This window comes from Caulobacter sp. GW456-12-1-14-TSB4, assembly GCF_059424195.1.
In genome coordinates, this window is the sequence record NZ_JBWKZF010000012.1 from 1 (window position 1) to 21,531 (window position 21,531).

Genomic DNA, 21,531 nt, shown 5'->3' on the forward strand with positions numbered 1-21,531 from the left:
CTTCTCTCCTCCCCCTCTTGGGGGAGGGGGACCGCCGAACGGCGGTGGAGGGGGCCAGCGCCGCGCCCATCAAAAAGGAGAACCCCATGCCCAAGTCCAAGCCCCCGCGCCGCAAGCGCCCGCGCCACGTCGTCTCCCGCACCCGCTCGCTGCTCGACTTCTACGACGATCTGGAACGCCTCACCGCCAGAGCCGAACGCGAGGCCGAGGCGCTGGCCGGCAAGGTCCCGGCCGAGGAGCTGGCGATCATGCGGGCGACCTGCGCCGAGAACCGGCGGATCTTCGCCGAGGGCCGGGCCGACCTGCTGGCGCCCAGTCGCACCCCGGTGCTGGACCGCCTGGCGACCGAGGCGCGGAAAAGGACCAAGTAATCGCCGTTCAGACGTGCGCTGTCCTTGGCCTGTAAATGCTTTCTTAAGTCAAACCCGATCCGGGCCAGACTTATCCACACACCCCTCCGGTATAACCAACATGAACGCCCTGTAATGTGACCTAGAAGTAATGCACATTTCGGTCTTGTAACTTGAGATGAACACCCTAGCCCGGCACTGCTTCCCCCACAGAGGGGAACGTTGATGACCAAGACCATGCTGATGGCCACCGCGGCCATGTTCTGCATCGCCAGCGCGGCTCACGCCGGCGACGCGGAAAAGCCCACCACCGCTCCCGCGCCGGCCGGCCAGGAAGCCGCCCAGACCCCGGTTCCGACCGGTCCGACCGACAAGGCGCCGCTGGACGACGCGGCCCAGCGCGGGGTGCTGGTGTTCCAGCCGGAGTTCTTCGCCGCTCAGCGTCCGAACACCGCCCTGGACATGGTCCAGCGCGTGCCAGGCTTCATCATCAATGACGGCGCCGGGACGCGCGGCTTCGAGGGCGCGGTCGGCAACATCCTGATCAACGGCGACCGTCCGGCGTCGAAGAACGACACCGGCTCCAACGTGCTGGGCCGCACCCAGGCCAACCGCGTCGAGCGCATCGAGCTGATCCGCGGCGGCGCCCCGGGCGTCGACATGCAGGGCTATGCGGTGATCGTGAACGTGATCCTGAAGAAGGGCGTCAGCCGTCAGTCGATCGCGACCTGGAACGCGATGATCTTCGACGGCGGCCACGACATCTACGGCGGCAGCTACCAGTTCACCGCCACCAACGGCGACAAGAGCTGGGGCGTGACCCTGAGCGACGGCATGGGCAGCAGCGACAGCAACGGCCCGGGCACGAACGTGCGCCACGACGGGACCGGCAAGCTGATCCGCGACGAGAAGTTCGTCAACGACGGCTATGGCGGCGGCGACTCGATCCGCGGCAACTACAAGTCGCCGTTCGCCGGCGGCAAGATCGAGGCCACGGCCCGCTACGGCGTCAACGACTGGCAGAGCTGGCAGGAGTGGAGCTCGGCCGCCGCCTTCCGCCGCAGCGCCTATGAGGAAAAGTACCACTCGGGCGAACTGGGCCTGACCTTCACCCGGCCGCTGGCTCCGAACTGGAACCTGGAAACCCGCGCGATCTATTCGGGCGAGACCTTCACCAACCTGTCGACCAGCGACGAGACCCTGAGCGGCGTGAAGGGCGGCCAGCAGAAGTTCTCGGCCGACGGCAAGGACTCCGAGTCGATCTTCCGCGCCCTGGTCCGCCACGACTACAGCAAGGCCATCACCGTCGAGGTCGGCGGCGAGGTGGCCTACAACATGCTGGACGTGAAGCAGGCCTTCACGGTCGGCGGCGCGCCGGTGGCCCTGCCCTCGGCGTCGGTCAAGGTCGAGGAGCTGCGCGGCGAGGCCTTCACCAAGGCGACCTGGCGGGTCAATCCGAAGCTGACCCTGGAAGGCGGCCTGCGGTTCGAGAAGTCGCAGCTGAAGCAGTCGGGCGACGCCGACAACAAGAAGAGCTTCTTCTATGCCAAGCCCCGGTTCCTGGCGACCTGGACGCCGGTGGCCAACAACCAGGTGCGCGTCCGCTTCGAGCGCGAGCTGGGCCAGCTGGACTTCAACGACTTCGCCGCCTCGGCCGAGCTGTCGGACGAGACCGTCTACGGCGGCAATGTCGATCTGAAGCCCGAGCAGCGCTGGATCTCGGAGATCAGCTACGAGCGCCGCTTCTGGGGCGAGGGTATCGTCTCGATCGGCTATCGCCACGACGAAATCATCGGCGTGATCGACCGCCTGCCGCTGCCGGGCAACCTGTCGGCGACGGGCAATATCGGCGACGGCACGCTGGACCGCCTGTCGCTGAACATCGTGGTGCCGACCGACAAGCTGGGCATCAAGGGCGGCCGGTTCACGTTCAAGAACGACTGGAACGAGACCCACGTGAAGGATCCGACGACCGGCAAGGATCGTCCGATCACCCAGGTGCGCCCGACCCAGGCCAATATCGGCTTCCAGCAGGACCTGCCCAAGTACAAGACCCAGTGGGGCATCAACTGGCTGCCGCTACTGGGCCAGGGCACCTACGACGTCGACCAGACCAATGTCTGGCGCGGCTCGAACTATTACGAGGCCTTCGTCGAGTACAAGCCGACCCCGACCTGGGCGATCCGCACCCAGCTGAACATCTGGGACGACTACACGATCCGCCGCACGGTCTTCGCCAACCGCGCGACGGAACGGGCCGTGGCCTATGTCGAGGACCGGGCGATCAACCCGCGGACCTTCGTGTCGATCCGGGTGCGGAAGACGTTCTAGGAGAAGCGCCCTTCCCCCTCGATGGGGGAAGGGTCGGGGATGGGGGTGACCTACTGAGCTGGACGCAGCGCACGGCATCAACCGCCGCATCACCCCCCTCCCCCATCGAGGGGGAGGGAGCAGACTGGGCTACTTCTTCAGGCGCTGAATGAGGGCGCTCGTCGACGGGTCATGCTGGCCCGTCGCGCCGCTTTCCAGTTCGGGCAGGATGCGGCCAGCCATCACCTTGCCCAGCTCGACGCCCCACTGGTCGAAGCTGTTGATCCCCCAGATCACGCCTTCGACGAAGGTCTTGTGCTCGTAGAGCGCGATCAGGGCGCCGAAGGTCTGGGGCGTCAGGCGCTCCAGCACCACCAGGGTCGAGGGCCGGTTGCCGGCGAAGGTGCGCTGCGGGGCCAGGGTCGCGATCTCGGCTTCGGAGACGCCCTTGGCTTGCAGCTCGGCGATCACGTCCTCGGTCGAGCGGCCGACCATGAAGGCTTCAGCCTGGGCCAGCAGGTTGGAGAGGAGCTTCTCGTGCATGCCGGCCGGGCCTTCGTCCGACTTGGCGACGCCGATCAGCTCCATCGGCGTGATGTCGGTGCCCTGGTGCATGCACTGGAAATAGGCGTGCTGGACATTGGTGCCCTCGTCGCCGAACACCACGGTCGCGGTGCCGCGCTTGGCCGGCTGACCGTTCGGACCGACCGACTTGCCGTTGCTCTCCATCTCCAGCTGCTGGAGGAACGAGGCCAGGCGGCGCAGGCGGTGCGAATAGGGCACGACCGAGCGGGCGCGGCGGTCCAGGCCATTGCGGTTGAAGATCTGGGCCAGGGCCACCAGCACCGGCGCGTTCTTCTCCAGCGGCGCGGAGCGGAAGTGCTCGTCCATGGCCGCGCCGCCGTCCAGGAAGCCCTGGAACGCGTCCCAGCCGGCCGCAACGGCGACCGACAGGCTCACCGACGACCACAGCGAATAGCGGCCGCCGACCCAGTCCCAGAAGCCGAACACGCGGTCATCGGGCACGCCGAACGCGGCGGTCTTGTCCAGCGCGGTCGAGATGGCGGCCAGGTGCTGATTGGCTTCCTTATCCCCGAGGGCGGCGGCCAGCCAGGCGCGAGCCGCGGCGGCGTTGGACATGGTCTCCTGCGTCGTGAAGGTCTTGGAGACCACCATGACCAGGGTCTCTTCCGGATCCATGTCGGCCGTCGTCAGGGCGAACTCGGCGCCGTCGACATTGGCGATGAAGCGCAGGTCGATGTCGGGCTTTATCGGGCGCAGCGCGTCCCACAGGAGACGCGGGCCAAGGTCGCTGCCGCCGATGCCGATGTGCAGGATCGCCTTGAACGGCTTGCCGGTCGCGCCCTTGATCTGGCCCGAACGGACCGCCTCGGCGAAGGCCTTCATCCGGACGCGGACGGCCTCGACATCGGCCATGACCGGCTGGCCACCGGCCTTGAAATCGGCGTCGGCGGGAGCGCGCAACGCCGTGTGCAGCACCGCCCGGCCTTCGGACGAATTGATCGCCTCGCCGCCGAACATCCGGGCGCGGGCGCCTTCGACGTCGGCCGCGTGGGCCAGGTCGAGCGCGGCTTCCAGGCCGGCCTCGTCCCAGGCTTGCTTCGAGAGATCCAGATGCAGGCCGGCGACGTCGAGCGTCAGGCTGTCCAGCCTTCCAGGCTCGGCGTCAAAGAACTCGACGATGCGCTTTTCGCCCGCGGCCTTGGCGGCGTCTTCCAGGCGGTTCCAGGCGGTGTCGAGATCGGCCATGAGCAGTCCTCTGAATCTTGGTAAATCGCTGTTTACGATAGCGGGCTTATCAAACGCCTGCCGCCACGTCATGGCAGACCAATGACGTTTTTTGCGGGAGTACCAGATGTCCTGTGACGCCGTCGCCTTTTCCGCCATGCTTTGGATGGCTTCGTTCAATCCGGGGCAGGCCGCTGGCCCGGCGCCGGCCGTGCTGCAACAGCCCGCCGTCCCGCAATCGGTGGCCGGCGAGCCCTTGTTCCAGGACATCGTCAAGCGCGCCAAACAGCTGAAGGCTCAGACCGAGGCCTATCGCTCGGCCCTGGCCAAGGCCGATCCGGCCGGCGCGGCGTCCAAGCTGAAGAACTTCGACGCCTTCTCCGCCAGCATCGGCGACCTGTCGGCGCTGGACATGAAGGGCCACGTGACCCTGAAGGAGCGCGGCGCGGTCGACGACCTCAAGTGCATCCTGCGCGGCATCAGCCAGGACCTGCCCGAGAAGCTCTCGGCGGTCACGGCGGCCACGACGATCAAGACCCAGGACCTGGCCCTGCGCGACATGGTCTATCTGCTGAACGACAATGTCGAAGTGATCACCGCGCCGCCGCAGCCGGCGGCTTAAGCGTCCTTGTATTTCACTGAGCAGCCGTAAGGCGTCGCGAACGGCGTGGCGACCTTGCGGCCGGCCTTCACGTCAGCCAGAGCGGCGGCGACCAGGTTCTTGGCCTTGCCCAGGTCCTCGACCTTGGCCGTCGGGATGTCGTCGATCGCGCCCTCGTAGACGACCGCCCCGGTCTTATCGATGACGAACATGTGCGGCGTGGTCTTGGCCTTGTAGGCCGTGGCGATCTTGTTATCCCCATCCAGCAGCAGCGCCGTCGGCTTGGCGCCCTTGGCGTCCATCCAGGTCTTGGCGGCCGGCCCGTCGAAATAGCCCTGCTTGCCGGGCGCCGACGAGGCGATGGTCAGCCACACCACGCCATCGGCGCGGGCGGCCTGCTGCAGGCCCTGCATGTTCCCCGAATAGTGCTTGCGGACATAGGGGCAGCCTTCGTTGACCCACTCCAGCACCACGGTCTTGCCGCGGAACTCCGACAGCGAGCGGGTCTTGCCGTCGGCGTCGATGGCGGTGAAGTCAGGCGCGGGCTTGGCCCAAGCAATACCGGGAGCGAGGGTCGGGACGAGTGCGGCCAGCGGCAGGGCTGCGGCGACGAGACGGCGGGTGATCGACATGTCGGTTCTCCAGCTCCAGGACTCCCCCGCAGAGACCTTCTCACGGATCGAGGTTTTGCGAAACGGTCGCAGGCTCTATCCTGGCGACTGTCGAAACTCCGCCATTCTTGCTTGATCCAATGGGCCCCGGCGCTCAGAAGATCGCCCAGTCCTCCCCTGCTCTCTCGGCTCGATGTCCCGCACCAAGACCCTCGCCGCCGTCGTCGGCTCCGGCCTGCTCTTCGCCGCCTGCGCCAGCGAGACGAACACCACCGTCTTCGTGCCGGTCGTTGCGCCCGTGCTGCCCAGCTCGCTGACGCCGCAGCCGATCATGCTGTTCAACCAGACCAAGGACGGCCGCAAGCTGTTCACCCTGGACGCCGAGTTCCCCTATTGCGACGTCGAGACCGGCAAGGTGATCGTGGTGCCCCGCTGGTATGTCACCGACTTCGCCAGCGTCCCCTGGTACGGCCAGGGGTTCGTGGACCCGCAGGGTCCGACGGCCCGCGCCGCCATCGTCCACGACTGGCTCTACACCCTGGGCGAGCCGGGCAAGCGCGAAGAGGCCGACCAGATCTTCCTGCGGGCGATGCTCAAGTACGGCGTCACGCCCTTCCAGGCCAACCTCGCCTACCAGGCCGTGCGGCTGGGCGGTGAGAAGGGCTACGGCCTGCCGACCGACTGGCGCTTCGTCGATCCCAAGCAGCAGAACCTGACCCAGCCGCCGCCGTTCGCCAAGCCGCGCACCGGCATGGTCCGCTACCTGCCCAAGTGCCAGGGCTTCGGCGCCCTGATCCAGACCGGCTGGCGCGCCTATCCGCTCAAGACCGCCGCCCCGGTGATCCCACCGCCGCTGGTCGTGACCAAGACCCCGCTCGACAAGGTCAAGGACAGGCTGCCGTTCGGCGGCGACAAGAAGAAGTAGGGCCTAAGCCCCCGCCTTCTCCATCGCCTCGATCACCAGGCCTTCGGTCAGCAGTTGGGGCAGGATGACCGGCGCGCCGCCGTTCTTGGGATAGACCACGTAGAGCGGTACGCCGACCCGATCGAACTCGGCCAGGGCCTTGGCGATGGCCGGGTCGCGGTTGGTCCAGTCGGCCTTCAGATAGACCGCGTTCTTGGCCTTGAAGGTCTCGACGACTTTCGAGCCCGACAGCGCCACCTTCTCGTTGACCTGGCAGGTCACGCACCAGGCGGCGGTGAAGTCGACCAGGATCGGACGGCCCTCGGCCTGCAGCGCTTTCACCTTCTCCGGCGACCAGGCCTCGGCGGCCAAGCCCGGGCCGGACGGCGCCTCGGCCGAGGTGGTCGCGGCGGCGGTCGGCGGCTGGGCGGCCAGGGCCCCGAAGGTCGCGACGGTGATGGCCAGCGCCAGGGCCAGCAGGGCGATGATCGTCGAGACGACCCCGCCCTTGCCCATCGCGCGGCGATTCTGCGCCAGGCCGTAGAGCCAGGCTCCGAAGGCGGCCAGCACGCCGGCGGCCAAGAGGTGCGCCAGCGACAGCGGACCCGACTGCTGGGCGAACACCCAGACCAGCCACAGGGCCGCGCCGTACATCGGGAAGGCCAGGCCCTTCTTCAGCACGTCCATCCAGGCACCGGGACGCGGCAGCAGCTTCAGCAGGCCTGGGATGAAGGCCACGGCCACGAAGGGCGCAGCGAAGCCCAGCGCCAGGGCCAGGAACACCGCCAACGAGATCACCGCCGGCTGGGTCAGGGCATAACCGAGCGCCCCAGCCATGAACGGCGCGGTGCAGGGCGCGGCCACGACGACGGCCAGGGCGCCGGTGAAGAAGGCTCCGGTCGCGCCGCCCTGGGACGAAGCGCCCGAGCCGACGTTCTGCACCGAGGTCCCGATCTCGAAGACGCCCGACATGTTCAGGGCGACCAGCAGCATCAGCAAGGCGAGACCCGCGATGACCAGCGGCGACTGCAGCTGGAAGCCCCAGCCCACGGCCGCGCCGCCGGCCCGCACGGCGAGCAGCAAGCCGGCAAGCGCCAGGAAGGTCGCCACGACGCCGAGCAGGAAGACGAGGCCCTGCAGGCGGGTCTTGCCCGCGTCGTGGGCGTGACCGGCCAGGCTCGCGGCCTTCATCGACAGCACGGGGAAGACGCACGGCATCAGGTTCAGGATCAGCCCGCCGACGAAGGCGAACAGCAGGGCGCCGGCCAGACCGCCAGCAGCTTCACCGCCTTCAGCGGCCTTGGCCTCGGCCGGCGGCGGACCCATGCCGGCGGCGGTGGCGGGCGGTTCGCCCGGCGTCGCGGTGACTTCCCAGGCCCCGGCCTTGGTCGAGATCACCCCGGCCAGTTCGGTCGGCGCGGTCCCGCCGCCGACGAAGTCGTAGCCGGGCTTCAGCGAAACGGTCAGGCCCTCGGGACCGCGATCGACCACCTGGTCGGCGGCGTGCTCGATGACCTTGGGCGAATAGGGGAAGAAATAGGCGCCGGCCATGTCGGCGCCCTTCAGCGGACCGCCGGTGACGGCCAGTTTCAGGGTTTGGCCGTCCAGCTTGAACACGGCCTTCAGACCAGCGGGCTTGGGCGCCTTGGCCAGGGCCTCGCCGACGATCGCGCCCCACTTGGGATCGGCGGCCGGCGCGGCCACCACGGGCAGCAGCAGGGAGAGCTTGGCCTCCTCGGGCACGCAGACGTCCTTGCAGACCAGATAGAAGACGTCGGCGCTCAGGCTGATCGTGGTCCCGACCTGGGCGTTCGCCGCCGCCGTGATCGGCACGGGGATCAGCACCTCGCCCTCATAGGCGTAGTCCAGCAACGGACCCAGCTTGGCGGTCCGGGGCGTCGGCCAGACCATGTCGCCGGCCTTCCAGCCGGCCGGCAGGGTCCAGGTGATCTTGGTCGCCTCGCCCGCATCGCCCGGATTGCGCCAATAGGTGTGCCACTCGGGGATGATCTTCTGGCGCAGGGCCACATAGACCGTGCCGCCCGGCGCGATGCCGGTCTCCTGAGAGACCAGTTCGGACTCGATGTGCCCGGAATTGACCACCGGCCCGGCCAGCGCGGCGCTGGCCAAGAAACTCGCGGCCAGCAGGGCTTGCAGGGCGAGGACGGCTCTCTTGAGGAACATGCGCGGGTCCGGAGGCAGAAACGACGGCGGACGCACACATGGCCCGGCCAAGTTGGCTCGACAATGGCCAAGACGCGGCCGACAGTACATTCCGGAATCACCCGGAGACGTTCATGCCCGCCGCGTTCGACGATATCGAGATCGGCCAGGTCGTGAACCTGGGCTCGCGGGCCGTGGACGGGAAGGCTCTGGACGCCTTCATCGCCGCCTTCACCCCCGGCTGGCCGGTCGAGAACGGCGCGCCCGACGGCATGGTCTTCGCCATCTGGACCCGCCTGGACGGCGAGGCCAGCGCCGCCTGGCCGCAGACCAAGCGCCTGGGCGTCGACGCCCTGCGCTGGATGCGCAACCCGCCCGTCGGCGAACTGCTGCGCGGCCGCATGACCGTGATGGGCAAGGACCCGGTCGGCGAAGGCAAGGGCATCGTCATCGCCCAGCACGACCTGCTCGACGAGGCCGGCCGTCTGGTCTTCTCCTGCCTGACCCGCAGCATCTTCGCGCGGTAGCACCAGCCAAAGAAAAAGGCGGCGGAGCCGAAGCCCGCCGCCCTCTCATTCTCAGCTGTCGCCGAGCCTTAGTTCAGGCTCGTGGCGGCGGCTTGGGCTTCGGCCTGGCGCATCACGGTCTTGTTGACCAGACGGTCCCAGCCGAGCAGCGACACCAGGTGCGCGTAGATCTGGGCCAGGGCGCCGTTTTCCTGCAGTTCCTTCAGCTTGGCGGCCGGCAGGGCGTTCAGCTTCTCTTCCGAGACGCCGTAGTACTCGGCGACCACGACCGGCTCGCCCGAAGCGGCGCCGGTTTCATCCTGCGGCTGGAAGGTGGCCTTCTTCAGCTCGAACAGGTCCAGCTCCTTCAGCAGGGCGATGAAGTTGTCGGTGCGGCGGCGCTCCAACTCGAAGTCGTCGCAGAACTTGATGCAGCTCTGCGTATATTCGGTCGGCTCGCCCTTGGCGTCGAACAGCGGGGTGTCGCCCTTTTCCGACAGCAGGTCCGAACCGCGGTCGATGCAGACGATCAGACGGTCTTGCGTGTCGTCATTGGCCAGCACGAACGGATAGCGGCGGATATAGGCCGGGATGTAGACGTTCGGCTCGACGACGCCTTCGGCGCTGATGAACAGGTTCTCGGCGTTGTTCAGGCCCATCACGGCCAGCGGCACGCGGTCGTCGCCGGCGAAGATCACCGGGAAGGTCAGGGCGGCCGGACCGAATTCCGAGACGGTCAGCGGCACGGCGGTGCCGGCGGCGGCGAAGCCGTAGGGGTTTTCCTTGTGGACCAGGGCCAGCTTGGCGTGCTGCTCGCGGTTCAGCGGCTCCGGCGAATTGTAGAACAGGACGTTGCCGGAGATTTCGCCGGTGGACTGGGTCGTGGTCATGAACAGCTCTACGACAGAATAGGAAACGGACGCTCGAACGCTTCAAGACGACCGCAAAGGCTCGGCGTTCTAGCCGATCCAACGGGAACCGGCAATCTAAGCCGCTGTCATAGCGGGACTCGACGACCGTTATTCACCGTCCGCGCGAACCGTTAGGCTTGATATCCGCCCCGTGGGGCGAGCCGGAGCCCGGCGGAAGGGGCCAGGCTCCGGCGCGCGGCGGGACCTCTCTCTGGGGCTGGTCGAGAGGCCCGCTTCTTCACCTGGCTTAGAAGCGCCAGGCGAAAGTGTGAGCGGTTTCGCCGCCTAGGCGCTTCAAGGATCAGAAGCGCCAGGCGAAACCGGCGCGGACCGAGCGGCCCGGCGAAGGCGCGAAGTCCTTCAGGAACGAGACGTGCTCGCGGATGGTCTCGTTGGTCAGGTTGCGGCCATCGAGGAACACCCGCAAACCGGAGTCGCCGACCTTGTAGGTCGCCATGGCGTTGAACGCGGTGTAGCTGTCGGTCGGCAGTTCGAAGGTCGAGACGCGGTTCTGGCTGGCCACGTGACGGACCTCGCCCTGCACCTCCAGGCGCTCGTTGCTCCAGATGGCGCGGCCGGTCACGGCCCACGGCGGCACGCGGGCCGGGATGCCCAGGTCGGTCGAGCCACGCACCCAGTCGTAGCTGCCTTCCAGCTTCAGCGACTGCTGGCCCTCGCGCCAGGCGACGTACGAGGTCTCGACCTCGGCGCCGTGGAACTTGGCGTCGGTCTGGCTGTACTGGAACACCGGCAGGCCGTCTTCCTCGGCGCCCGTGCGGGCCTCCTCGATGAAGCCGTTGTACTGGGCGCCCCACAGGTGGGCCTCGGCGCGCAGACGATCGCCGGTGTAGCGGTAGGTCGCCTCGACCGAGACCACCTTCTCGGACTTCAGGTCGGCGTCGCCGACCTCGAAGCCGCCGGTGCCCGGGTGCGGACCGTCGGCGAACAGCTCGGCCTCGGTCGGGGCGCGGCCGTTGCGCGACACCGTCAGGGCCACGAACTGGTGCTCGGCCGGCTTGTAGAACACGCCCAGCGAGCCGGAGACGTTGTCGAAGGTCTTGTCGGCGAAGCTGGTCCTCAGCTCGCGGCTGTCGAAGCGCAGGCCCGCGTCGACGCCCCAGTTACCCTTGTCCAGGCGCTGCAGGGTGAAGACGCCGTATTCGGTGATGTCGGTCGAGGGCACGAAGGCCTCGTCGCCGATGGCCTCGAAGTGGCGCTTCAGGGCCTGGAAGCCCACCGCGCCCTGCCAGCCGTCGCGCTCCTTCTGGACCAGCTCCAGGCGGCCCTCGGTGCCGTCCGACAGGAAGCGGGTGCCGACCTCGCCGCTGTCGACGCCGATCTCCGCGTGCTCGTACTTGGCGTGGCCGACCGACAGGCGGACCTTGTCGAACGGGCCCAGATCGACGTCCTGCTCGCCGCGCAGGTCATAGCGGGTCTGCTGCAGGTGGATCTCGACGGGGCCTTCGGCGGCCGGATCGATCGGAGCCAGGATCTGCTCGTAGGGCACGCCGTAGGTCGTATCGATCTTCTTGACCGAGACCCCGAAGAAGCCGCTGTCGTGGACGTAGGAGACGCCAGCGCCATAGGCGTCGACCTCGACGTCGGCGTTCTTGACCTTGTGGTCCGGATCGACGGTCAGGCCCTCGGAGGCGGCCAGGCGGGCCGAGACCGGGGCGGTCGGGACGTCATAGTCGCTGCTCTTGCGATGATCGGCGTCGATGGCGAACACCAGCGGGCCTTTGCCGAACTTGGCCGAGCCGTTGATCGACTTGCCGTCGTCCACCGACGAGACCGAGCCGGCCAGGCGGCCTTCGAAGCCGTTGGCGGGCGCCGACGAGGGCACGCGGTCGTCGATGACATTGACCACGCCGCCGATGCCCGAGCCGCCATAGGCCAGGGTCGAGGGGCCGCGCAGCACTTCCACCCGCGAGGCCTCGCCCGGATCGGAGGCCACGGCGTGGTCGGGCGACAGCGACGAGGCGTCGACCTGGCCGACGCCGTTCTGCAGCACCATCACCCGAGGGCCCGACAGGCCGCGGATCACCGGACGGCTGGCGCCGGGACCGTAGAAGGTCGAGCGCAGGCCCGGCTGGCCGTTCAGCATGTCGCCCAGGCCGGCGGGCGGCAGGACGTCCAGCTTGTCGCGCGTGATGACGTTGACGCTGCTGGTCACCGTATCCAGCGACACCGCGTACGGCGCGGCGGTGATGACGACCTTGTCGACCGCGTTAGCCTGATCTTCGGCGGTCGCGGGCGCGGCGGGCTCGGCGGCATGAGCGGAAACGGCGACGGCGAGCGCGATGAGGCTCGCTGCGGAGAAGGCGACGCGACGGAGCATGGGCGGTCCTGAAACGACTGAAACTTGGCCGGGGGAGCGGCCGAGGTGGAGTGTTATGAAATAACATATCTCCTCGTCAATCCGCTTTCGCTTGACGCACGACTTTCCCGCCGCTCTGTGGGCGAATGACCTCACGGAAGCATTCGATGGCCCGTTTCGCGCTCATCGCCGTCGTGGCCTCGGGCCTGGCCCTGGCGGGCTGCTCGGCCACGGACGGCCTGCCCAATCCGTTCGCGAAGGGCGCGGCGCCGGCCGCTCAAGTCGCCACGACCGCGCCCTCGGCCGGCTGGGTGAAACCCCCGCCGGGTTACCTGCCCGCCGGCGCGATCGACGCGGCGACCATCATCGGCCCGCCGCCCGCGCCCGACAGCCCGCGCGGCAAGGCCGAGCGCGCCCAGTTCGACGAGACCCGCAAGCTGGTCAACACCGAGGCCTGGAGCCGCGCGATCGCCGACGCCGACCTTTCCGGCAAGAACGGCATGAAGGCCTTCTCCTGCGCGGCCGGCGTCACGCTCAGCGCCGAGGCGACCCCGACCCTCGCCAACCTGCTGCTGCGCCTCACCGACGACGCGGCCAAGATCTACCAGCCGGCCAAGGCGGTCTATCAGCGGCCGCGCCCGCCGGTGGGCAACACCGCGCCGATCTGCGTGCCGCGCGAGGCCTGGATCGAGACCGACGGCTCGTATCCGTCCGGCCACGGACTGATCGGCTGGGCCTGGGCCTCGGTGATCGCCGAGCTGGTCCCGGAGAAGGCTTCGCCCATCCTGGCGCGCGGCAAGGCGTTCGGCGACAGCCGCATCGTCTGCGGCGTCCACTTCCAGAGCGACGTCGAGGCGGGGCGGTATCTGGGCTCGGCGATGATGACCCGGCTGCATGACGATCCGGCGTTCATGGCCGATCTGGCCAAGGCGCGGGCGGAGGTGGCCGCGTCGAAGGCCAAGGGCGCGCCGGAGGGGTGCGGGGCTAGCTAGGCTCCCCATCCCTTGTCATCCCGGAAGCCTCGCAGAGGCTGTCCGGGACCCAGGGGCCACCGCATTGCCATTGGCCCCTGGGTCCCGGCTCTCCGCTTCGCTGCGGCCGGGATGACAAGCTTTTTGGGCGTTAGGCCTTGGCCACGAACACCACATGCGCCCGCAGCGGATGATCCTCGGCCAGCCCCGGATGATCGAAGTCCCGCGCCGGATCATGCTCCATCCCGATCCGCCGCATGACGCTCTGCGACGCCAGGTTCGTGCGGGCCGTGAAGGCGATGATCTCAGGCAGCTTCAACGTCGTGAAACCATAGGCCAGCGCGGCGCGCGCGGCCTCGGTGGCGTAGCCCTGGCCCCAGGCCTCGGGATGGAAACGCCAGCCGATCTCGACGACCGGGGCCATGCCCATCTCGGGAGGAACCCACCAGACGCCGGTCATGCCGACCAGGCGCGTATCGGCCTGGCGCTCGACGACCCAGAAGCCGAAGCCATGCTGAGCCTCATGCGCCTGGACCCGGTCGACGAAGGCGTCGCTCTCAGCGCGGCTGCGCATGCCGCCCAGCCAGGCGCCGACCCGCGCATCGCCGTTCAGGGTGGCGATGGCGTCGCGGTCGGTATCGACCGCCGGGCGCAGGACCAGGCGGTCGGTGCTGATCACGCGGGGCGGCCGGTGGCCAGCGACGTGTAGAACTCCGGCCGGCGATCGCGGAAGAAGCCCCAGGCGGCGCGGTGCGTCGTCAGGAAATCCAGGTCGAAGGTCGCGTTGACCAGGCCCTCGTCGGCCCGGCCCAGCTCGCTGACCAGATCGCCACGGTGGTCGGCGATGAACGACGAGCCGTAGAAGGTCTGGCCGCCGTTCGGATAGCCGTCCCACGGCTCGAAGCCGATGCGGTTGGCGCCGATCACCGGGATGACGTTGCTGACCGCGTGACCTTGCATGGCGCGCCGCCACGGCAGGGCGGTGTCCAGGCTGGGGTCATGCGGCTCGCTGCCGATGGCGGTCGGGTAGAACAGGGCCTCGGCGCCCATCAGCGCCATGGCGCGGGCGGCCTCCGGGTACCACTGGTCCCAGCAGATGCCGACGCCCAGACGGCCGAAGCGCGTGTCCCAGACCTTGAAGCCGGTGTCGCCGGGCCGGAAATAGTACTTCTCCATATAGCCCGGACCGTCCGGGATATGGCTCTTGCGGTAGACGCCCAGCAGCGAGCCGTCGGCGTCGGCCATGACCAGGCTGTTGAAATAGTGCGGGCCCTCGCGCTCGTAGATCGAGATCGGGATCACCACGCCCAGCTCGCCGGCCAGCGGCGCGATGGCCTTGACCACCGGGTGTTCGCGCCACGGATGGGCCTCGGCGAACCACCGCTCTTCCTGAGCCACGCAGAAGTACGGGCCCTGGAACAGCTCCGACGGCAGGATGACCTGCGCGCCCTTGGACGCCGCTTCACGGATGAAGGCTTCGGTCTTCTTGATGTTGGCCTGCAGATCCATGCCGTACGAGGTCTGGATCGCGGCGACGCTGAGGGTGCGCGCCATTAGACGGGCTCCTGCTGGCTGATGCAGTGGAACGAACCGCCGCCGGTCAGGATGGCGGTGGAGGCCAAGCCGATGACCTGACGCTCGGGGAACAGGCCCTTGATCACCTCGACGGCGAAGGCGCCCGACTCCTCGGCGTAGATCGGCACGATGACCGCCTCGTTGGCGATCAGGAAGTTCATGTGCGAGGCGGGGATCGGCTCGCCGTCCTCGTCCAGGATCTTGCCCGGCGAGGGGATGCGGGCGACCTGCAGCGGGCTGCCGCGGCTGTCGGTCATGCTGGCCAGCAGGCGGGCGGTCTCGGCATAGACCTCGGCGTTGGGATCGTCGGCGCCGAAGGCCATCGGGCAGGCCACCACGCCCGGCGCGACGAAGCGGGCCAGGTTGTCGACGTGGCCGTCGGTGTGGTCGTTCAGCAAACCATCGCCCAGCCACAGCACCTTCCGGGCGCCCAGGGCGTCGGCGAGCGCGGACGTGGCCGAGGCCTCGTCCCAGCCGGGGTTGCGGTTCTCGTTCAGCAGGCACTGGCGCGTCGTCAGGATCGTGCCGTTGCCGTCGTGATCCAGGGCGCCGCCCTCGAGGATGAAGGGATTGCGGACCAGCGGCGCGCCCGAGGCGGCGGCGATCTGCTCGGCGACGATATCGTCGCCCTCCAGGCTGTACTTGCCGCCCCAACCGTTGAACTGGAAGCCGGCCGCGCTGGCCGCGCCGTTGCGGTCGACGAAGATCGGACCGGTGTCGCGCAGCCAGATGTCGCCGAACTGGCCGCGGACGATCTCCACGGTCGTGTCGCCCAGCAGGGCGCGGGCGGCGGCCTCGGCCTCGTCGCCGACCACCATCAGGCGCACGCGCTCGCCGCCCGGACCGGCCAGGGCGCGGGCCAGATCGGCGACTTCCTGCTGCGCCTGCTCCAGGTCCTCCTGCCAGAGGTCGGCGTGGCTGGGGAAGCCTACCCACATGGCGCGGTGCGGAGCCCACTCGGCGGGAACGGTGACGGTCATTTCAGGGAACCCAGTGAAGGGGAGAAAAACGAAGGGGGCGCAGATGGCCCCCCAATGCGTCTAGGTCAAGGGGCCGGGGTCAAGCGGCCCTTCACTAGCAAATCCACGTGACAAAGAAAAAGGGCGGCCCGGAAGCCGGGCCGCCCTCGTCCTTAGTCGTTGCGTGGAGCCGGGTTCTTAGAACTCGGTGCGCAGGGTGAACTGCATCGTGCGCGGCGCGCCGATGAAGTAGGTCGGAGCGCCCGTGCCCGTCACGCCGGTGATCGGCAGCGCGTTGGTGCGCGAGCTGATCGAACCGAAGTAGGTCTCGTTGAACAGGTTGTTCACGTTCAGCTGAGCGTAGGTGTGCTTGGCGAACGGCAGGTCATACTTCACCGACAGATCCCACACGGTGTAGCGCGGAGCCACTTCGTCGTTCACGTCGGTCGAGAAGCGCTGGCCGGTGTACTTGCCTTGGACGCCAACGCTCAGAGCGTCGGTGATGTCCCAATCGACGCGACCGCCGAAGGTGTACTTCGGAGTTTCGACGATCTGCTTGCCCTTCAGCGGGATCACGTTGCCGGCGGCGGCGCCGTTCAGCAGGTCCTGCTGGATCTCGCTCTTGTTGTACGAGAACGAGGCCGTGAACGTGATGTACTCTTCCGGCTGCCAGGCAGCTTGCGAGTCGAAGCCATAGGCCTTCACCGCGCCGACGTTGCGGTCGATGCTGATGCCCAGGTCCGGATCGTACGATTGCACGATGCGGTTGGCGTAGTCGGTCTTCCACAGAGCGGCCGTGGCCATCAGGGTCGGGGCCGAGTAGCGATAGCCCAGGTCGTAGGTCTTCGTCGTTTCCGGACGGGTGTCAGCCGGGCGGCCGACGCCGTTCACGAGGGTGGCGGTATAGAGGTTGTCAGTACGCGGCGACGAGAAGCCCTCGGCGTAGCTGGCATAGACCGTGCTGCCCGAGCCCAGATCGAAGCTCACACCCGCGTTCGGCAGGACCTTGTCGTACTTCAGGGTCGAGCTGTACGGCTTGATGTACTTCAGGTTCGCGGCGGTGCCGGCGACGAACTGGACGCTGCCGTCGGCGTTGGTCACGACCGGAGCCTGGGTGGTGCAGCTCACGTTGAAGCCCGAAACCACGCCGGCCAGCGTCGAGGCGTTCAGGGTATAGCAGTACTGGTTCAGCTCGCGCTTGAAGAAGGGCGCGCGGACGCCGATGTTCACGATCAGGCGGCTGTCCATGAACTTGCCGCGGTATTCGGCGGCGGCCTGGTTCAGCTGGGCGATCGAGAAGCGGTCGCGGTTGCGCAGGAAGCTGCCGTCCGAGGTGATGACCTTGGCGCCGTGGCCGTCCTTGCCGCCGAACACGTTGGTCGTCGTGCCATCGGCGTTCAGGGTCGTGAACTCGCCGGTCTGGCGGTGACGGCCGTAGTCGCCGGTGTAGGCGACGCGGATACGGTGATCGTCGTTCAGATCCCAGATCAGCGAGCTGGTGACGGTGTAACGGCGGGTGTTGGTCACGCTCGGCGCGAAGAACGCGACGGTGTCACCGATGACGCCGTTGCCGTTCAGGTCCTTGCCCGTGGCGCTGGTGCCACGAACGCGGCCGTCGGTTTCGCTGATGGTGCCCAGCTGACCGCCACCGTCGGCCAGCGTGTACTGGAACGACGGGTCGACGGTCAGACGCACGTTGTCGGTCAGGTGGAACAGGGCCGAGCCGCGGACGCTGCCGGTGTTCGACGGGTTGACCTGACGGCCGTAGAAGTTGGTGCAGTTGCCGGGAACGACGACGCCGCTGACGGCCGCCGGGTTACAGACGTCGTCGAAGTCGTAGTTCTTGCCGAACGTACGGAAGTCGGCCAGCGTCAGCGAACGGATGTTGTTGTTGCGGTTCTCGTTGTAGTTCGCGGCGAGGCTGATGAAATCGCCACGGTCGCCGATGTCCTGCATGATGCGGGCGTTGAACTGCTTCTTCTCAAGCGTGCCCTTGCCCTTCCACTTGTCGTACTTCTGCCAGGAGCCGGCCACGAAGGCCTTGGTGCCCCAGGGACCGAAGCGACCCGAGTCCAGCATCAGGAAGGCGCGACGATAGTTGTTCTCGCCGATCGAGGCGTCGGCGATGCCGCCGAACTCGTTGCCCGGCTTGCGGGTCACGTAGTTGATCGTGCCGCCGGTGGCCGACGCGGTCGGGCTGTCGACGTCGGTCGTGCCCAGGTTGACGCTGGCGCGGCTGATCAGCTCGGCGTCCAGTTGTTGGTTGGGGTACACGGCGTAGTTGCCGGTGTCGTTCAGCGGAACGCCGTCGAAGGTGACCGAAACGCGGTTACCATCGAAGCCGCGCAGGCGCAGGTTGCCGCCCGACGAGCCGTACGGGTCGTTGTTGGTGAAGCTGACGCCCGGCAGCAGGTTCAGCGATTGGAAAACGTTCTGACCGGTCGACTGCGAGGCCAGGAAGGCGGCGTCCACCGAGGCGCGCGACTTCGGCAGCGTCTCGACGATCTGACCGGCGACGGCGCGTTGACCGGCGGCGCGGACGACGACGTTTTCGACTTCGTTAGCTTCCGTACCCGTCGATTGGGCCATGGCCGAACCGGCCGAGACCATGACGGCGACCAGCGCGGTCGTCGCCAGGGCGAAATTTCTCATGTTCATCTTGAAGATCCCCTCATTATTCGACACGCCCGCCGTGACCGGCATGTATGAGCGTCGTTGGGGCCGTTTAGCGAAAGTTTTAGAAGGTTTGGTGACGGAAAGGCCACGCCTTCCCCCAAACTGTCATAAACGGCGGATAACGCGGAAGAAATGGTCAGATTTTTCTTACTTGGCTAATTAGGCGTCATGGCAACCGCACACGAATCTTCGGAATTTTCGATCCAGGCCCGCGCCTGGCGGCTGACCCTGATCGGGGTCGCCGTGCTGACGCTGGTGCGGCTCGTCGCCCTGTTCGCAACGCCGCTTGAGCTGTACCCGGACGAAGCCCAGTACTGGCTGTGGTCCCGCGAGCTGGCCTTCGGCTACTTCTCCAAGCCGCCGATGATCGCCTGGCTGATCTGGGCCACGACCCATATCGGCGGCGACGCCGAGGCCTGGGTGCGACTATCCGCCCCACTCCTGCACGGGGCCACCGCCCTGGTCGTCCACCGCATCGCCCGCAAGCTCTACGGCGGCTGGGCGGGGCTGGTCGCGGCGGCGATCTACAGCCTGATGCCGGGCGTCGTGCTGTCGTCAGGCCTGATGGCCACCGACGCCCCTCTCCTCTTCTTCCTGTCGCTGACCATCTGGGCCTATGTCGCCCTGGCCGAGGAGACCGCGCCCCGCCGCTATTTCGTCGCCGCCGGCATGGGCGTGGCCCTGGGCCTGGCCTTCCTGTCGAAATACGCGGCCGTCTACGCCCTGGGCAGCATCGTCATCCACTACGCCATCTCCAAGCCGGCGCGCGAGCGCTGGTGCATCGCCGCCGCCGTGCTGTTCGTGACCGCCTTCGTCCTGACCCTGGCCCCGAACCTGGCCTGGAACGCCGCCCACCAGTTCGCGACGGTCAAGCACACGGCCTCGAACGCCAACTGGGGTTCGCACCAGCTATTCAATCTCCGTGAGCTGATCGAGTTCGTGGCCTCGCAGTTCGGCGTGTTCGGCCCCGTGCCGTTCGCGGTGCTGCTGGGGGGCGCGATCTGGCTCGGCGTGAAGAAGAAGCTGCAGTCGCCGGACCTCCTGCTGCTGTGCTTCTGCGCCCCGCCGCTGATCATCGTGGCCGGCGAGGCCTTCGTCTCGCGCGCCAACGCCAACTGGGCCGGGGCGGCCTTCGTCTCGGGATCGGTGCTGGCGGCCGGCTGGCTGCTGCGCTGGAACGCCCGCCGCTGGCTGATCGCGGGCCTGGGGTTCGAGGCCCTGTTCGCCGTCTTCTTCGTGGTCTGCATGGTCAACCCCAAGGCCGCCGACGCGGTGGGCCTGTCGAACGGCTTCAAGCGCGTGCGCGGCTGGGACCAGACCGTCCAGGCGATCATCGAGCGCTCGCGCGAGGAGCAGGCCCTGCGCGGCCCCTTGAGCGCCGTCGCGATGGACGACCGCTTCGTCTACAACGCCGCTGCCTATTACGGCCGCGACTATTTCGGCCAGCCGGGCGCGCCGCCGCTGCGCATGTGGGTGCACGAGGCCCATCCGCAGAACCAGGCCGAGACCGAGACGCCGATGGACGCCGACTACGGCCGCCGCGCCCTGATCGTCAGCCTGGAAGGCGGCTATCGCCCCGAGATCGAGCAGGACTTCAAGACCACCTCCGACATGCAGATCGCCCGCGTGCGCCTCGACAAGAAGCGCTCGCGCCGCATCGACCTGTTCATCGCCCAGGGCTTCGCGCCGCTGCCGCGCGATCCGGTGACGGGCCTGCCGCCGGCGCCGAAGAAGAAGTAGGCAGGTTTCGAGGGATCACCGTCCTTTCGTAAGCGCCGCCGTCGTCGAGACTTCCCGCGTGTTTCGGGAGGTTCTCCATGCTGCGTCTGTTCGTCTTCCTGCTGGCCCTGCTGACGGCCGCGCCGGCCCTGGCCAAGCCCCTGGTCGTGATCCTGGCCGAGCCTCGCGGGACCGAGGCCACCGACCTGATCGCGCCCTATGCGGTGCTGGCCGAGTCCGGATCGGTGGAGGTGCGGGTGATCGCGCCAAGCCTGACGCCCGTGCGGCTGATGCCGGGCCAGGCCTGGATCCGTCCGCAGACGACTTATGCCAGCTTGAGTCAGCGGCCGGACGTCATCGTCGTGCCGTTCATGATGCCGGCCGTCGATCCGGCCCGTGACGCCTGGCTGCGCGAGCAGGCCAAGGCCGGCGTGCGCATCGTCTCGATCTGCGCCGGGGCCGAGACCCTGGCCCATGCCGGCCTGCTGGACGGCCGCGAGGCGACGACCCACTGGTACGAGATGAACCGCCTGGCCAAGGCCTATCCCCAGGTCCGCTGGCGCAAGGACCGCCGCTGGATCGTCGATGGCGGCGTGACGACCACCGCCGGGGTTACGGCTTCGATCCCGGCCAGCCTAGCGCTGCTGCGCGACCTCGCAGGCGACGAGGTGATGAAGGCGACGGCGGCGCGGCTGAAGGTCCCCCTGCCCATCCAGGCCCACGACGGCGCGGCGTTCCGGGTCGGGACGGATGCGGCCATGACCGGCCTGGCGGGCTGGGCCAACGCCTGGCGCGGCGAGAAGGTCGCGGTGCGGATCGCGGACGGCTTCGACGAGCTGGCCTTCGCCACGGCGCTGGACGCGTGGTCACGGACCAACCGCTCGGAGGCCTTCGCCAGCCGGGACGCGGTGTCCAAGCACGGGCTGGCGGTGATCGCGCCGGCGAAGGCTCCGCGTGCGGGGCGGACGGTGGAGGCGGACGCGGGCGATCCGACTGTGGTGCTGGGAGAGATCGCCGGCGCTTACGGGAAGCCTATCGCTCGCTACGTCGCGCTGACGCTGGAGCATCCGTACTGGCTGGCGAAATAGCAAAATGGCTTGTCATCCCGGCCGCAGCGAAGCGGAGAGCCGGGACCCAGGGGCAACCGCGATGCGCCGGCCCCTGGGTCCCGGACAAGCCCTACGGGCTTTCCGGGATGACAAGTTGTGG

Annotated in this window: 17 protein-coding genes and 1 pseudogene; 9 read left to right on the plus strand and 9 right to left on the minus strand. The window is 68.1% G+C overall.

Features of this window, described 5'->3' with window-relative positions; translation table 11 throughout:
• Window positions 1-86 precede the first annotated feature (86 nt).
• Both AC07YH_RS13065 and AC07YH_RS13070 read left to right on the plus strand, forming a co-directional pair.
• The gene (locus AC07YH_RS13065) at window positions 87-371 is read left to right on the plus strand and encodes a hypothetical protein (protein ID WP_494747418.1); all 285 of its coding nucleotides are present in this window, start codon (window positions 87-89) and stop codon (window positions 369-371) included.
• Between the two features lie 204 nt (window positions 372-575).
• Window positions 576-2,681, plus strand: a complete 2,106-nt coding sequence (locus AC07YH_RS13070; RefSeq protein ID WP_494747419.1) for a TonB-dependent receptor plug domain-containing protein — start codon at window positions 576-578, stop codon at window positions 2,679-2,681.
• 129 nt (window positions 2,682-2,810) lie between these two features.
• On the opposite strand, the gene pgi is transcribed toward AC07YH_RS13070, so the two are convergent.
• On the minus strand, window positions 2,811-4,430 hold the full coding sequence (pgi, locus tag AC07YH_RS13075) for a glucose-6-phosphate isomerase (protein ID WP_494747420.1): 1,620 nt from the start codon (window positions 4,428-4,430) through the stop codon (window positions 2,811-2,813).
• A gap of 106 nt (window positions 4,431-4,536) precedes the next feature.
• On the opposite strand from pgi, the gene AC07YH_RS13080 reads away from it, so the two are divergent.
• A complete protein-coding gene (locus AC07YH_RS13080; protein ID WP_494747421.1) occupies window positions 4,537-5,031 on the plus strand; it encodes a hypothetical protein in 495 nt (164 codons plus the stop codon).
• Here the strand turns inward: AC07YH_RS13080 and AC07YH_RS13085 are convergent.
• Window positions 5,028-5,642: a thioredoxin family protein gene (locus tag AC07YH_RS13085; protein ID WP_494747422.1), complete on the minus strand. Its 615-nt coding sequence runs from the start codon at window positions 5,640-5,642 to the stop codon at window positions 5,028-5,030. The genes AC07YH_RS13080 and AC07YH_RS13085 overlap by 4 nt on opposite strands.
• A gap of 172 nt (window positions 5,643-5,814) precedes the next feature.
• On the opposite strand from AC07YH_RS13085, the gene AC07YH_RS13090 reads away from it, so the two are divergent.
• Entirely contained in the window at window positions 5,815-6,546 is a 732-nt protein-coding gene (locus tag AC07YH_RS13090) for a DUF1353 domain-containing protein (RefSeq protein WP_494747423.1), read from the plus strand.
• A gap of 3 nt (window positions 6,547-6,549) precedes the next feature.
• Here AC07YH_RS13090 and AC07YH_RS13095 read toward each other — a convergent pair whose 3' ends face one another.
• A complete protein-coding gene (locus AC07YH_RS13095; protein ID WP_494747424.1) occupies window positions 6,550-8,709 on the minus strand; it encodes a protein-disulfide reductase DsbD family protein in 2,160 nt (719 codons plus the stop codon).
• A 113-nt stretch (window positions 8,710-8,822) separates the two neighbouring features.
• Between AC07YH_RS13095 and AC07YH_RS13100 the strand changes: the two genes are divergently transcribed.
• Complete coding sequence (locus tag AC07YH_RS13100) at window positions 8,823-9,215, plus strand: hotdog family protein (protein ID WP_099581833.1); 393 nt, start codon at window positions 8,823-8,825, stop codon at window positions 9,213-9,215.
• A gap of 68 nt (window positions 9,216-9,283) precedes the next feature.
• On the opposite strand, the gene AC07YH_RS13105 is transcribed toward AC07YH_RS13100, so the two are convergent.
• On the minus strand, window positions 9,284-10,084 hold the full coding sequence (locus AC07YH_RS13105) for a SapC family protein (protein ID WP_494747425.1): 801 nt from the start codon (window positions 10,082-10,084) through the stop codon (window positions 9,284-9,286).
• Window positions 10,085-10,406: 322 nt separating this feature from the next.
• On the minus strand, window positions 10,407-12,443 hold the full coding sequence (locus tag AC07YH_RS13110; protein ID WP_494747426.1) for a TonB-dependent receptor: 2,037 nt from the start codon (window positions 12,441-12,443) through the stop codon (window positions 10,407-10,409).
• Between the two features lie 146 nt (window positions 12,444-12,589).
• Here AC07YH_RS13110 and AC07YH_RS13115 point away from each other — a divergent pair, with 146 nt between their 5' ends.
• Window positions 12,590-13,414, plus strand: coding sequence for an acid phosphatase (locus AC07YH_RS13115; protein ID WP_494747427.1), 825 nt, complete (start codon window positions 12,590-12,592; stop codon window positions 13,412-13,414).
• A gap of 130 nt (window positions 13,415-13,544) precedes the next feature.
• On the opposite strand, the gene AC07YH_RS13120 is transcribed toward AC07YH_RS13115, so the two are convergent.
• The 4 genes from AC07YH_RS13120 to AC07YH_RS13135 all read right to left on the minus strand — a co-directional run bounded on the left by AC07YH_RS13120 (window position 13,545) and on the right by AC07YH_RS13135 (window position 18,585).
• Window positions 13,545-14,072, minus strand: a complete 528-nt coding sequence (locus AC07YH_RS13120; protein ID WP_494747428.1) for a GNAT family N-acetyltransferase — start codon at window positions 14,070-14,072, stop codon at window positions 13,545-13,547.
• Window positions 14,069-14,947 carry an N-carbamoylputrescine amidase gene (gene aguB, locus AC07YH_RS13125; protein ID WP_494747429.1) on the minus strand — a complete coding sequence of 293 codons (879 nt, stop codon included), beginning with the start codon at window positions 14,945-14,947 and terminating at the stop codon, window positions 14,069-14,071. Before aguB ends, AC07YH_RS13120 begins: the two co-directional genes overlap by 4 nt.
• A complete protein-coding gene (locus AC07YH_RS13130; protein WP_494747430.1) occupies window positions 14,947-15,948 on the minus strand; it encodes an agmatine deiminase family protein in 1,002 nt (333 codons plus the stop codon). The genes aguB and AC07YH_RS13130 overlap by 1 nt, the downstream gene beginning before the upstream one ends.
• Window positions 15,949-16,125: 177 nt before the next feature.
• Window positions 16,126-18,585: a TonB-dependent receptor gene (locus tag AC07YH_RS13135; protein WP_494747431.1), complete on the minus strand. Its 2,460-nt coding sequence runs from the start codon at window positions 18,583-18,585 to the stop codon at window positions 16,126-16,128.
• A gap of 186 nt (window positions 18,586-18,771) precedes the next feature.
• On the opposite strand from AC07YH_RS13135, the gene AC07YH_RS13140 reads away from it, so the two are divergent.
• The 3 genes and pseudogenes from AC07YH_RS13140 to AC07YH_RS13150 all read left to right on the plus strand — a co-directional run.
• Complete coding sequence (locus AC07YH_RS13140) at window positions 18,772-20,343, plus strand: ArnT family glycosyltransferase (protein ID WP_494747432.1); 1,572 nt, start codon at window positions 18,772-18,774, stop codon at window positions 20,341-20,343.
• 77 nt (window positions 20,344-20,420) lie between these two features.
• Window positions 20,421-21,410: a DJ-1/PfpI family protein gene (locus tag AC07YH_RS13145; protein WP_494747433.1), complete on the plus strand. Its 990-nt coding sequence runs from the start codon at window positions 20,421-20,423 to the stop codon at window positions 21,408-21,410.
• A 4-nt stretch (window positions 21,411-21,414) separates the two neighbouring features.
• Window positions 21,415-21,531 (plus strand): annotated as a pseudogene (locus tag AC07YH_RS13150) (hypothetical protein); the annotation flags it as partial.